This window comes from Enterobacter wuhouensis (assembly GCF_035835995.1).
Taxonomy (GTDB): Bacteria; Pseudomonadota; Gammaproteobacteria; order Enterobacterales; family Enterobacteriaceae; genus Enterobacter; species Enterobacter wuhouensis.
Map to the genome: position 1 here is coordinate 4,621,034 of NZ_CP142124.1, position 12,466 is coordinate 4,633,499.

Consider the following 12,466-nt stretch of genomic DNA (forward strand, 5'->3'; position numbering starts at 1 on the left):
TGTCACCTGTATAGCCAGTAAGCGGTGGCTTCTACGTTGGCGCCACTCGCAATATAACGTTTAAGTGCGGCGGTATTGCCCATCTGGGTTCCCACGCGCAAAGTGGTAAGCTGCTGCTGCTGTGCCCAGCGTAGCGCCGCCTGCATAAGTTTCTCGCCCATGCCGCGCCCTGCGAGCAGGCCAATGCGCGCCTCATGTTCGCTGAGCTTGCGAAGCGACACAAATCCCTGAATCTGGCCATCTGCTGCACGGAAAACCAGGCAGACGTGGTCGAATGTTCCTTTGACCGCGTTCTCAATCCATTGGGCGTAAAAACGGCCGCTGTCCTCTGGCGCGTACCAGGGCGCGCGAAAACGGCTCCGGGAAAACGCCTGCGCGGCAAGCTGCCGGAGCGCCGGGATATCCTGCTCGGTTGCTACCTCCGCGCCAGCTGAAACATGTCGGGTTAGCGCGATGGAGAGGTCAACCTCGCCTTCAACCAGCCGAAACCCGTGCTGCTGGAGCGCATCCAGCACGTCAACTCGGCTTGCCGGAACCTTCGCCTGCACGCGTTGCCAGGCCGCAAAGTCGGCTTCCGTCATGACAGGAGCGTCGTCGCTCAGGCGAACGATGGCAGAAGGCAGGCCGAAGAAAGCGCTCTCCCATTCCAGAGGTTCAAGCACGCCATTGAGTTGACTCAACGCCACACACCCTTCGTATCCACCACATACTGCTGAGATACCGCATCGCCAGGGATGGCTTTGAACGCGTTATGATCCACCAGCAGTACCAGAACGTCCGCCGTTGCCAGCGCATCATCCAGAGCGGTAAGCGTGCAGTGCCCCGCCAGCTTTGCGGGCAGCGCGTGAATATTCGGCTCAACCACCTGCGTTTCGCCCTTGTGCCACTCGGCAATCATCCCGGCAATTTCCATCGCCGGACTTTCGCGCAGATCGTCGATGTTTGGCTTAAAGGCCAGGCCAAAACAGGCAATTTTCAGCTCGCTGGCGCGTTTGCCGCTCTCGGCCAGGCAGTCTGCGACCGTGGCTTTTACCTGGTTCAGCACCCAGTGCGGCTTACTGTCGTTAACTTCGCGCGCGGTGCGGATCAGACGGGCCTGCTTCGGATTTTGCGCCACGATAAACCACGGGTCGACGGCGATACAGTGCCCCCCAACGCCAGGGCCGGGCTGGAGAATGTTGACGCGCGGATGGCGATTCGCAAGGCGAATCAATTCCCAGACGTTAATCCCCCGATCGGCGCAAATCAGCGACAGTTCGTTCGCAAAGGCGATGTTGACGTCGCGGAAGCTGTTTTCCGTCAGTTTGCACATTTCAGCGGTGCGGGAGTTGGTCACTACGCATTCGCCTTCGAGGAAAATTTTGTACAGCTCGCTGGCGCGCGCGGAGCAGACCGGGGTCATGCCGCCGATCACGCGATCGTTTTTAATCAGTTCGACCATTACCTGGCCTGGCAGAACGCGCTCCGGGCAGTAGGCGATATTAATATCGGCCTGCTCTCCCGCCTGCTGCGGGAAGCTCAAATCAGGGCGCGCCTCCGCCAGCCACTGCGCCATCTGTTCGGTGGCGCCCACTGGCGACGTGGATTCCAGAATGACCAGCGCCCCTTTCTTCAGGACAGGGGCGATAGATTTCGCCGCCGCCTCAACGTAAACCATGTCCGGCTCGTGCTCGCCTTTAAACGGCGTTGGAACCGCAATCAGATATGCATCGGCTTCAACCGGGGTGGTACTGGCGCGCAGGAATCCCCCCTCCACCGCTTTTTTCACCACGCGGTCGAGATCGGGCTCTACGATATGAATTTCGCCGCGGTTAATGGTTTCTACCGCTCGCGCGTTGATGTCCACGCCCACAACCTGCTTTTGACGAGAAGCAAAGGCAGCCGCAGTAGGCAGTCCAATATAGCCAAGACCCACGACAGAAATGGTAGTAAAACTCATAGCGATACCCGATTGTGTTTAAGTGCATGCAAAATACGGCCACAAGCCTGCCCATCACCGTACGGGTTATGGGCCCGGCTCATCGCCTGATATTCTTCGTCATCGTGCAGCAGGCGCGTGACCTCGTCGACGATACGCTGCGTGTCCGTTCCCACCAGACGCACCGTGCCCGCGGTAACCGCTTCCGGGCGTTCGGTCGTTTCACGCATCACCAGCACGGGCTTGCCGAGGGAAGGCGCCTCTTCCTGAATGCCGCCGGAATCGGTGAGGATCAGCCAGGCGTGGTTCATCAGCCAGACAAACGGCATGTAGTCCTGTGGTTCAATCAGCAGGACGTTGTCGACATGGCCGAGGATGCGGTTAACCGGCTCGCTGACGTTAGGGTTGAGATGCACCGGATAGACAATCTGCACATCTTCATTCTGCGCCGCGATTTCAGCCAGCGCGTGGCAGATTTGCTCAAAGCCACGGCCAAAGCTCTCGCGACGGTGGCCCGTCACCAGAATCGTCTTCTTACCGTTGTTCAGGAACGGGTAACGCGCGGCAAGTTTCGCCTGAAGATCGGTATTCGCCAGCACACGGTCACGCACCCAAATCAGGGCGTCAATCACCGTATTCCCGGTCACAAAGATTTTGTTATCGGCGATATTTTCTTGCAGCAGGTTCTGACGCGAGTTTTCCGTAGGCGCGAAGTGGTACATCGCCAGATGCCCGGTGAGCGTACGGTTAGCCTCTTCCGGCCACGGCGAGTAAAGGTTGCCGGTGCGTAAACCGGCCTCAACGTGCCCCACGGGGATACGCTGGTAAAATGCGGCCAGGCTTGTGGCAACCGTTGTAGTGGTGTCGCCATGCACCAGCACGACGTCTGGTTTAAACGATTCCAGAATAGGCTTTAACCCTTCCAGAATACGGCAGGTGATCTCCGTTAATCCTTGTCCCGGCTTCATAATATTGAGATCGTAATCCGGGACGATAGAAAAGAGAGACAAGACCTGATCGAGCATCTCCCGATGCTGAGCAGTAACGCATACCTTCGCTTCAATATCAGGATCTCTGGCCAGCGCATGAACCAGAGGCGCCATCTTTATGGCCTCCGGCCTGGTGCCAAATACGGTAAGTACTTTCACATCGATTCTCTTCGATTAAGCGATGAAGGCCGCAGCCTTCATCGTAGACGGCGTTCTCAGTGTGTGCGGCGACGCGTTAACGCCACGCCAGCGCCGATCAGTGCACCCACAATTCCCCACATAATCATCAGGAATGCGCGGCGCGGACTATCGCGTTTTACAGGTTCTTCAGGCGTTCTTAAATAACGATAGGTCTGAAAACGGGAATCCAATGTCGGCCCTACGTTCAGCGTGTTCAGCATGGCGCGGTTTTGATCGTAGTCGAGATCAAAGTCCGGGCCTACGGCCTGGAGGTTTTCCAGACGCGCCTGCAGCATTGGGCGACCAAGCAGGAACATTTCGGAATCAGGCAGTTCATCAGCCGGAACATCCGTCTCACTGCGGGAGATATTGTGTTGTTCCGCAATTTTCAGCGCCTGCTCAATGTTGTGCACGCGGCGGTTGAAAATGGCCTTAGCCACCTCTTCCTGCCGTTTCACCTGGGCTTTCATCTGAATCGTACGGGCAGCCCATGCGCCTTTAAGCTCATCGTTCAGATGGCTCGCCGCACGCTGGCTGGCAAAGGCGACATACTGACGCAGCAGGTTGTTGGCATCTGGCGCGGTTTCAGCGATTAGCTTCACGCTATCGTTTATGTTGCGAAGCGCATCACCCGGCATAAACTGGATATTGTTAATCATGTCATCCAGAAGAGCGGCATCTGCTTTACTGTTACCCGCCATGCGCTGCTTGTAATAGTCCGTCTGATTCCAGAAATCACGACGGGTATCCCAGGACGCAAGCTGCATCACGAACTCTTTGTAGGCTTCATCCATGACGGATGCTTGATCGGGCGTAGCGAGATTGGCTTTGATATCCAGATTACGCAAGAACTGCTGCTGCGAGTAGTACCCGCCCAGCATATTAACCGTTGGTCTGTCAGCGATCGCCGTGGCGCTCCACTCTTGTTTTGCAAAGAAGGTGTAGGCGAGCGCAACAAGCGCAAAGCCTATTGCGACCCCAGCAATCCACAGCTTGCCTGCCCATAACACGCGAAACAAGCCACGAATATCCAGCTCATTTTCGGTCATCTCTGATTTTGCTCCCGCCAACGGTTGAGTCATCACAATCCCAGTTTATTTAGTTAAAGTTGGATTATTGCCACTATTTCGACGCATCCTGCGCTTGATACGCTTAACGAAACGCGCAACTTTCCAGGCGCGTTTAATGCAATAGCCATACAGGGAAAACGCAAGCAAGAACAATACCAACATAACCCACTCAGGAATAAAGTGGGCATATTCCGCTGCCACGCCAATCCCCGCAAGAATAGCAGCCGCCAGCGTAATAAGCACAAAAGCCTGACGGGAAGTAAATCCTGCTCGCATGATCAAATGATGAATATGCTGTCGGTCGGCTGAGAAAGGACTCATCCCTTTACGCAGGCGGCGATACATAATTGCCACCATATCCATTAGCGGAATGGCAATGATCCATAGCGCAGTTACCGGGCTAATTGGATGAACCTTACCCTGCGTGGTTTCAAGCAAGATCCAGATGATGGTAAATCCAATAAGCGTGCTGCCCGCATCGCCCATGAAGACTTTATAGCGACGCCCAAGCACACCAAGATTCAACAGGATATAAGGCAGAATGGCGGCAATCATAGCGAAACACCACATGGCGAGACTGTATTGCCCATCAAACCACAAAATCATACCGATAGCAGCAAATGAGACGCAGGAGAGTCCCCCCAGCAGGCCATCAATGCCATCCACCATATTGAACGCGTTTATCGCAACCCACACGGCAAAAAGGGTAAGGAAATAGCCAAACGGGCCAAGCACCATCTCCCATGAGCCAACGATGTAGCCCAGACTGCTGAGATGCAGTTTTGCAACCACCATCATCGCGATACCGACCGCCGCCTGAACAAAAGCGCGAATTTTGACGCTGATGTCATAACGATCGTCGAGTGCCCCTACCACGACCAGCACCGTCGCACAAATTAGATACAGTCTGGCATGCGGAATATAATAATCAGCAATCGCGAAGGCAAAGCAGATGCCCGCAAAAACGGAGATACCGCCCACCAGGGGGATCATGCCTTGATGGCGTTTTCGGAAGTTGGGTTTATCCACCAGCCCCAGATATTTCGCCACCTTACGTGCCAGAAACAAAAAGCAGGTGGTGAATAAAAAAATACTGGTTAGCTCAGTAAACGTATCAAGTAGGTTCACAATGGATGTTCTCAACAAAGTTAGTCAAGGAAGTATAACCACGAAGGCGCCGCGCCTAAAGGCATAAAGCACACCTCTTACAATCCCATTTGTTTATTATTCAATCTATTAATGTTTTTTCTCTGCGAATAATCTTATTGTCGCACCGGCTGGTCAAAATTGGCAGTCTGAGGTTATAGCGTATAAGCCATAAATGAAAAACGCCACGTAAAAACGTGGCGTTTGCTGGCTTTATTTGCGTTACGAGCGTTTCATCATGTCGAAGAAATCGTCGTTGGTTTTGGTCATCGCCAGTTTATTGATGAGGAATTCCATTGCGTCGATTTCACCCATTGGATGGATGATTTTGCGCAGGATCCACATTTTCTGCAGCTCTTCCTGCGTGGTGAGCAGCTCTTCTTTACGGGTACCGGAACGGTTGTAGTCGATAGCCGGGAAGACGCGTTTTTCAGCGATTTTACGAGAGAGGTGCAGTTCCATGTTACCTGTACCTTTAAACTCTTCGTAGATAACCTCGTCCATTTTGGAGCCGGTATCGATCAGCGCCGTCGCGATGATGGTCAGGCTGCCGCCCTCTTCCACGTTACGTGCAGCACCGAAGAAGCGCTTCGGACGATGCAGGGCGTTAGCGTCCACACCACCGGTCAGCACTTTACCTGACGCAGGAACAACGGTGTTGTAGGCACGCGCCAGACGGGTGATGGAGTCGAGCAGGATGATCACGTCTTTCTTGTGCTCAACCAGGCGTTTCGCCTTCTCGATAACCATTTCCGCAACCTGAACGTGACGAGATGCCGGTTCGTCGAAGGTAGAAGCCACAACTTCACCTTTAACCAGACGCTGCATCTCGGTCACTTCTTCCGGACGCTCGTCAATCAGCAGCACCATCAGCACGCAGTCTGGGTGGTTGTACGCGATGCTCTGCGCAATGTTTTGCAGCAGCATGGTTTTACCCGCTTTCGGCGGCGCGACAATCAGACCACGCTGACCACGACCAATTGGCGAAGCCAGGTCCAGAACGCGAGCGGTCAAGTCTTCGGTAGAACCGTTACCACGCTCCATGCGCAGGCGAGAGTTCGCGTGCAGCGGCGTTAAGTTCTCAAACAGGATCTTATTGCGCGAGTTTTCTGGTTTGTCGTAGTTAACTTCGTTAACTTTCAACAGCGCAAAGTAGCGTTCACCCTCTTTTGGAGGACGAATCTTACCTGAAATGGTGTCACCAGTGCGGAGGTTGAAACGGCGGATTTGGCTAGGGGATACGTAGATGTCGTCAGGGCCGGCGAGGTAGGAGCTGTCTGCAGAGCGGAGGAAACCAAATCCGTCTTGCAATATCTCCAGCACACCGTCGCCAAAGATATCTTCGCCACTCTTAGCGTGCTGCTTCAGGATGGCGAAAATGATGTCCTGCTTGCGCATACGAGCCTGGTTTTCCAGCCCCATATTTTCGCCGAGAGTGATCAGCTCAGAAACCGGCGTATTCTTTAATTCGGTAAGATTCATAATGGTGTGGGTTCTTAAACTCGGGGTGATACTCGAACTTAATGTTGTGAATGGTATGGCAGGGTCATCCATGCCTGTTTAGCGGCCATCGACTCATGTCTGTTCGCTGTCTGGTCACAGGGAAAGAACGCAGAACTGAAACGACAAGACGGATTGAGTGACAAGCCCGGAATCTAGCAACTTCACGCACTGTGTATGTCAACAACGGGAAGTATCGGGTAAAACAAGATTCAAACAACAAGATATGTTTAAAACGAAGTCATAGCTAACTTAGCACGACTAAAGCCGGGCGTCCAGAGATCCACACAATTTAGGCGCTCTGGACGCGCAGCCGAGAAACCTTACGCCAGGTTAGCGTCCAGGAACTCTTTCAGTTGACCTTTGGACAGTGCGCCCACTTTGGTCGCCGCCACTTCACCGTTTTTGAACAGCAGCAGGGTCGGAATGCCACGGATACCGTATTTTGGCGCGGTGCCCGGGTTCTGGTCGATGTTCAGTTTGGCAACGGTCAGTTTGCCCTGATATTCGTCAGCGATCTCATCCAGAATCGGGGCGATCATTTTGCAAGGACCACACCATTCAGCCCAGAAATCGACGAGGATCAGCCCGTCAGCCTTAAGTACGTCCGTGTCAAAACTGTCGTCAGTCAGGTGAATAATTTTATCGCTCATATATAACTCCACAGGAATAAGCCTGGTACGTTGGTTTCGACTCCACCAACGACGTGTTGATGTCGCATTAACCAACTAAAGGTTGACTTTATTTCACCGGATACGCTTTCGTAAAGCAATAGTAAGCTGATATTCTAACGCACTATGAGCAAAACACACTTAACAGAACAGAAGTTTTCCGACTTCGCCCTGCACCCAAAGGTGATTGAAGCCCTTGAAACAAAAGGGTTTCATAACTGCACGCCCATTCAGGCTCTCGCCCTGCCGCTGACGCTGGCCGGCCGCGATGTTGCAGGGCAGGCGCAAACCGGTACTGGCAAAACGATGGCGTTTTTAACGTCAACGTTTCATTATTTACTTTCTCACCCCGCGATTGCAGACCGCAACGTTAACCAGCCGCGCGCGCTAATTATGGCTCCGACGCGAGAACTGGCGGTACAGATCCACGCAGACGCGGAACCTCTGGCTCAGGCGACTGGCCTGAAGCTTGGCCTGGCCTATGGCGGCGACGGCTACGATAAGCAGCTGAAAGTGCTGGAAAGCGGTGTAGATATCCTTATCGGCACCACCGGTCGCCTGATTGATTACGCCAAACAGAATCACATTAACCTCGGTGCAATCCAGGTTGTCGTGCTGGATGAAGCGGACCGTATGTACGATCTGGGCTTCATTAAAGATATTCGTTGGTTGTTCCGCCGCATGCCTGCTGCCAACCAGCGTCTGAACATGCTGTTCTCTGCAACCCTTTCTTATCGCGTTCGCGAGCTGGCGTTTGAACAAATGAACAACGCCGAATATGTAGAAGTGGAACCCGAGCAGAAAACCGGCCACCGCATTAAAGAAGAGCTCTTCTACCCTTCTAATGAAGAGAAAATGCGCCTGCTGCAGACGCTAATCGAAGAAGAGTGGCCAGATCGCGCCATTATTTTTGCGAACACTAAACACCGCTGTGAAGACATCTGGGGCCATCTGGCTGCAGACGGTCACCGCGTCGGCCTGCTGACCGGCGACGTGGCGCAGAAAAAACGCCTGCGTATTCTTGAAGAATTTACCCGTGGCGACCTCGATATTCTGGTCGCAACCGACGTCGCCGCACGCGGTCTGCATATTCCAGCCGTAACGCACGTCTTTAACTACGATCTGCCAGACGACTGCGAAGACTACGTTCACCGTATCGGGCGTACCGGTCGCGCAGGTGCAAGCGGTCACTCTATTAGCCTTGCGTGCGAAGAGTATGCGCTGAACCTTCCGGCCATTGAGACCTACATCGGTCACTCTATCCCGCAGAGCAAATACAACCCGGAAGCGCTGTTAAGCGAACTGCCGCCGCCTAAGCGTCTTACCCGCCCTCGCGCCGGCAATGGCCCGCGTCGTTCCGGTCCACCGCGCAATCGTCGTCGTTCAGGTTAAGACATGATGCTCACCTCTACCTCGCTATATGCGGCAATTGATCTCGGTTCTAATAGTTTTCATATGCTGGTTGTGCGTGAGGTAGCGGGAAGCATACAAACGCTGACGCGCATTAAGCGCAAGGTCCGCCTCGCGGCGGGCCTGAGCAGTGATAATCATCTTTCCCCCGAAGCCATGGAACGTGGCTGGCAGTGTCTGCGCCTCTTTGCAGAACGCTTGCAGGATATCCCGCATGCGCAAATCCGTGTTGTCGCGACAGCGACGCTCCGCCTGGCGGTTAACGCCGTCGATTTTATTGCCAAAGCGCAGGAAATCCTCGGCTGTCCGGTTCAGGTCATCAGCGGTGAAGAGGAAGCTCGCCTGATTTATCAGGGCGTTGCGCATACTACCGGGGGTGACGATCGTCGCCTGGTGGTGGATATCGGCGGAGCAAGCACCGAACTGGTGACCGGCACAGGTGCCCAGGCGACCTCGCTGTTCAGCCTGTCGATGGGCTGCGTAACCTGGCTTGAGCGCTACTTTACCGACCGAAATCTCGCCCAGGAGAACTTCGACGAGGCGGAAAACGCCGCTCGCGACGTGCTGCGTCCGGTGATGGAAAAACTGCGTTACCACGGCTGGAAGGTCTGCGTCGGTGCCTCTGGTACGGTACAGGCACTGCAGGAAATCATGATGGCGCAGGGGATGGACGAGCGGATTACGCTTCCCAAGCTCCAGCAGCTTAAGCAGCGCGCTATTCAGTGCGGTCGTCTTGAAGAGCTTGAAATTGAAGGGCTCACGCTGGAACGCGCGCTGGTTTTCCCAAGCGGGCTTGCCATTCTGATCGCCATTTTCACCGAGCTGAACATCCAGTGTATGACCCTGGCCGGGGGCGCCCTGCGCGAGGGTTTGGTCTACGGGATGCTGCATCTGTCGGTCGATCAGGATATCCGCAGCCGTACGCTGCGCAACGTGCAGCGCCGCTTTATCGTAGACACCGATCAGGCACAGCGCGTAGGACAACTCGCGTCGCTGTTCGCCGATCAGGTTAAACACTGCTGGGATATTGAACCGTTAAGCCGCGATTTACTGCTCAGTGCGTGCGCGCTGCATGAAATTGGCCTAAGCGTCGAGTACAAGCAAGCCCCTCTCCATGCGGCCTGGCTGGTACGTAATCTCGATTTGCCGGGCTATACCCCCGCGCAGAAAAAGCTTCTGGCAACGCTTCTGCTGAACCAGACTAACGCCGTCGATCTCTCTTCGCTCCATCAGCAGAATGCCGTTCCGCCGCGCGTGGCTGAACATCTTTGCCGTTTACTTCGCCTGGCGATTTTATTTGCCAACCGCCGCCGAGACGATCTTCTTCCTGCCATAACGCTTGCGGCAGAAGACGAGAAGCTTACGCTGACGCTGCCGAAAAAATGGATGGATAACCACCCGCTGGGTGCAGAGCTGGTCGAACAGGAATGTCAGTGGCAGAGCTATGTGCACTGGCCGCTTGAGGTAAATTAAGCGCGGGAAAAATGCCGGGTGGCGCTGCGCTTACCCGGCCTACAACGCCTTCTGAATTATCCCTTCTCTTTAGCTTTTGCCAGCATGGCGCGAATGTTAGCTACGTTAGCCTGACCTTTGTGCATACGCTCTTCAGCAGTGATCGCTTTGCGTTCTTGCTCCCATATGAGGTCGTCCTGCGGTAACTCCAGCAGGAAACGACTCGGCTCCGGGCGCACCAGCTCGCCATACTGTCTGCGCTCTTTGCACAGGGTAAAGATCAGCTCTTTCTGGGCGCGGGTGATGCCCACGTAGGCCAGTCGGCGCTCTTCGTCGACGTTATCTTCATCAATACTGCTTTGGTGCGGCAGCAGGCCCTCTTCCATCCCGACCAGGTAGACGTAAGGGAATTCCAGCCCTTTCGACGCATGCAGGGTCATCAGCTGAACCTGATCGGCCTCCTCTTCGCTCTCGCCGCGCTCCATCATGTCGCGTAGCGTAAAGCGGGTGACCACCTGCGTCAGGGTCATCGGTTCGTCGATCTCAGAGCCTTCCAGCATTTCGGTCATCCAGCTAAAGAGCTGGTTGACGTTTTTCATGCGCATCTCTGCCGCTTTCGGGCTGGCGGAGGTTTCGTAAAGCCAGGATTCGTAATCAATACCGTGGATCAAATCACGCACGGCGGCCACAGGCTCGCGTTCTGCCAGGCGCTGCACCTCACCCAGCCAGTGGGTAAAGCGGGTTAACGAGTCATAGCCGCGTCCGGTCAGCGTCTGGCTTAGCCCCATGTCGAAGCTGGCGGTAAACATGCTTTTGTTGCGTGTCATCGCCCATTCACCGAGCTTTTGCAGCGTCGCCGGGCCAATCTCGCGCTTCGGCGTGTTCACGATGCGCAGGAAGGCGCTGTCGTCATCCGGGTTGGTCAGCACGCGCAGATAGGCCAGCAGATCCTTAATTTCCGGACGCGAGAAGAACGAGGTACCGCCTGAAATTTTGTACGGAATACGGTTCTGCATCAGCATCTTTTCAAAGACGCGCGACTGATGGTTGCCGCGATAGAGGATCGCGTAATCCTTATATTCGGTTTTGTTGACGAAGTGGTGGGCAATCAGCTCCCCGGTAACGCGTTCGGCTTCATGCTCCTCATTGTTGGCGCTAAGCACCTTCAGCTCCGCCCCGTAGCCCAGCTCGGAGAACAGGCGTTTCTCGAACACGTGGGGGTTGTTGGCGATAAGTATGTTCGCCGCCTTCAGTATTCGACCGGATGAACGGTAGTTTTGCTCCAGCTTGATCACCTGCAGCGCCGGGAAATCCTTGCTCAGCAGGACCAGGTTTTGCGGTCGCGCGCCGCGCCAGGAGTAGATAGACTGATCGTCATCGCCCACAACGGTAAAGCGCGCGCGTTGCCCTACCAGCAATTTCACCAGCTCGTACTGGCTGGTGTTGGTATCCTGATACTCATCCACCAGCAGGTAGCGGATTTTATTCTGCCAGCGCTCGCGCACCTCTTCATTGCGCTGCAGAAGCAGCGTGGGCAGCAGGATCAGGTCATCGAAATCCAGCACGTTGCACGCTTTCATGTGCGCATCGTACAGGCCGTAGCAGTGGGCGAAGATCCGATCCCGTTCGCCTTTGGCGATCGCCGCAGCCTGGGCCGGCGTCATGAGATCGTTTTTCCAGTTGGAGATCGTCGAGATCAGCTGCTGCAGCAGAACTTTGTCATCCTCGATCAGCCCTTCGGTAAGCTCTTTGAGCAATGCGACCTGATCGGTGTCGTCAAACAGCGAGAAGTTGGACTTCATTCCCAGCGCCGCATACTCGCGTTTGATGATATCCAGCCCCAGCGTGTGGAAGGTGGAGATCATCAGCCCGCGCGCCTCTTTACGGCCCAGCGTCTGGCCGACACGCTCTTTCATCTCACGCGCCGCTTTATTGGTAAAGGTAACCGCCGCAATGTGGCGCGCCTGGTACCCGCAGTTGTGGATCAGATGGGCGATTTTGTTGGTGATCACGCGGGTTTTACCGGATCCTGCACCTGCCAGCACCAGACAGGGTCCGGTGACAAATTCGACGGCTTGTTGTTGTCCGGGGTTTAAACGCATAAATGATCGCTCAATGAAAGTCAGGAGG

General features: G+C 54.8%; 10 protein-coding genes. 2 read left to right on the forward strand and 8 right to left on the reverse strand.

The features are described 5' to 3' along the window. Positions 1 to 2: 2 nt before the first annotated feature. From rffC to trxA, 7 genes are all read right to left on the reverse strand, one after another. Positions 3 to 680: a dTDP-4-amino-4,6-dideoxy-D-galactose acyltransferase gene (gene rffC, locus VPX56_RS22060; protein WP_131635704.1), complete on the reverse strand. Its 678-nt coding sequence runs from the start codon at positions 678 to 680 to the stop codon at positions 3 to 5. Next, positions 677 to 1,939 (reverse strand): UDP-N-acetyl-D-mannosamine dehydrogenase, encoded by a 1,263-nt coding sequence (wecC, locus tag VPX56_RS22065; protein WP_131635705.1) that lies wholly within the window; start codon positions 1,937 to 1,939, stop codon positions 677 to 679. Before wecC ends, rffC begins: the two co-directional genes overlap by 4 nt. Then, positions 1,936 to 3,066 carry a non-hydrolyzing UDP-N-acetylglucosamine 2-epimerase gene (wecB, locus tag VPX56_RS22070; protein WP_131635706.1) on the reverse strand — a complete coding sequence of 377 codons (1,131 nt, stop codon included), beginning with the start codon at positions 3,064 to 3,066 and terminating at the stop codon, positions 1,936 to 1,938. The genes wecC and wecB overlap by 4 nt, the downstream gene beginning before the upstream one ends. A 56-nt stretch (positions 3,067 to 3,122) precedes the next feature. Then, positions 3,123 to 4,169 (reverse strand): ECA polysaccharide chain length modulation protein, encoded by a 1,047-nt coding sequence (gene wzzE / locus VPX56_RS22075; RefSeq protein ID WP_131635707.1) that lies wholly within the window; start codon positions 4,167 to 4,169, stop codon positions 3,123 to 3,125. A 12-nt stretch (positions 4,170 to 4,181) separates the two neighbouring features. Further along, positions 4,182 to 5,285, reverse strand: coding sequence for a UDP-N-acetylglucosamine--undecaprenyl-phosphate N-acetylglucosaminephosphotransferase (gene wecA, locus VPX56_RS22080; protein ID WP_131635708.1), 1,104 nt, complete (start codon positions 5,283 to 5,285; stop codon positions 4,182 to 4,184). A 240-nt stretch (positions 5,286 to 5,525) separates the two neighbouring features. Next, positions 5,526 to 6,785 (reverse strand): transcription termination factor Rho, encoded by a 1,260-nt coding sequence (rho, locus tag VPX56_RS22085; protein ID WP_001054528.1) that lies wholly within the window; start codon positions 6,783 to 6,785, stop codon positions 5,526 to 5,528. Between the two features lie 341 nt (positions 6,786 to 7,126). Continuing rightward, positions 7,127 to 7,456 carry a thioredoxin TrxA gene (gene trxA, locus VPX56_RS22090; RefSeq protein ID WP_006179218.1) on the reverse strand — a complete coding sequence of 110 codons (330 nt, stop codon included), beginning with the start codon at positions 7,454 to 7,456 and terminating at the stop codon, positions 7,127 to 7,129. Positions 7,457 to 7,600: 144 nt separating this feature from the next. On the opposite strand from trxA, the gene rhlB reads away from it, so the two are divergent. Together rhlB and gppA are read left to right on the forward strand one after the other, a co-directional pair. Further along, positions 7,601 to 8,866, forward strand: a complete 1,266-nt coding sequence (gene rhlB / locus VPX56_RS22095; protein ID WP_131635709.1) for an ATP-dependent RNA helicase RhlB — start codon at positions 7,601 to 7,603, stop codon at positions 8,864 to 8,866. 6 nt (positions 8,867 to 8,872) lie between these two features. Next, positions 8,873 to 10,357, forward strand: a complete 1,485-nt coding sequence (gppA, locus tag VPX56_RS22100; RefSeq protein WP_131635721.1) for a guanosine-5'-triphosphate,3'-diphosphate diphosphatase — start codon at positions 8,873 to 8,875, stop codon at positions 10,355 to 10,357. Between the two features lie 56 nt (positions 10,358 to 10,413). Here gppA and rep read toward each other — a convergent pair whose 3' ends face one another. After that, complete coding sequence (gene rep / locus VPX56_RS22105) at positions 10,414 to 12,438, reverse strand: DNA helicase Rep (RefSeq protein WP_131635710.1); 2,025 nt, start codon at positions 12,436 to 12,438, stop codon at positions 10,414 to 10,416. Positions 12,439 to 12,466 lie beyond the last annotated feature (28 nt).

What these genes read in the sequence shown, in the direction of transcription:
- wecC (WP_131635705.1), bottom strand. Translation starts at nt 1,939, where the DNA reads ATGAGTTTTACTACCATTTCTGTCGTGGGTCTTGGCTATATTGGACTG.
- wzzE (WP_131635707.1), bottom strand. Translation starts at nt 4,169, where the DNA reads ATGACTCAACCGTTGGCGGGAGCAAAATCAGAGATGACCGAAAATGAG.
- rho (WP_001054528.1), bottom strand. Translation starts at nt 6,785, where the DNA reads ATGAATCTTACCGAATTAAAGAATACGCCGGTTTCTGAGCTGATCACT.
- trxA (WP_006179218.1), bottom strand. Translation starts at nt 7,456, where the DNA reads ATGAGCGATAAAATTATTCACCTGACTGACGACAGTTTTGACACGGAC.
- rhlB (WP_131635709.1), top strand. Translation starts at nt 7,601, where the DNA reads ATGAGCAAAACACACTTAACAGAACAGAAGTTTTCCGACTTCGCCCTG.
- gppA (WP_131635721.1), top strand. Translation starts at nt 8,873, where the DNA reads ATGCTCACCTCTACCTCGCTATATGCGGCAATTGATCTCGGTTCTAAT.
- rep (WP_131635710.1), bottom strand. Translation starts at nt 12,438, where the DNA reads ATGCGTTTAAACCCCGGACAACAACAAGCCGTCGAATTTGTCACCGGA.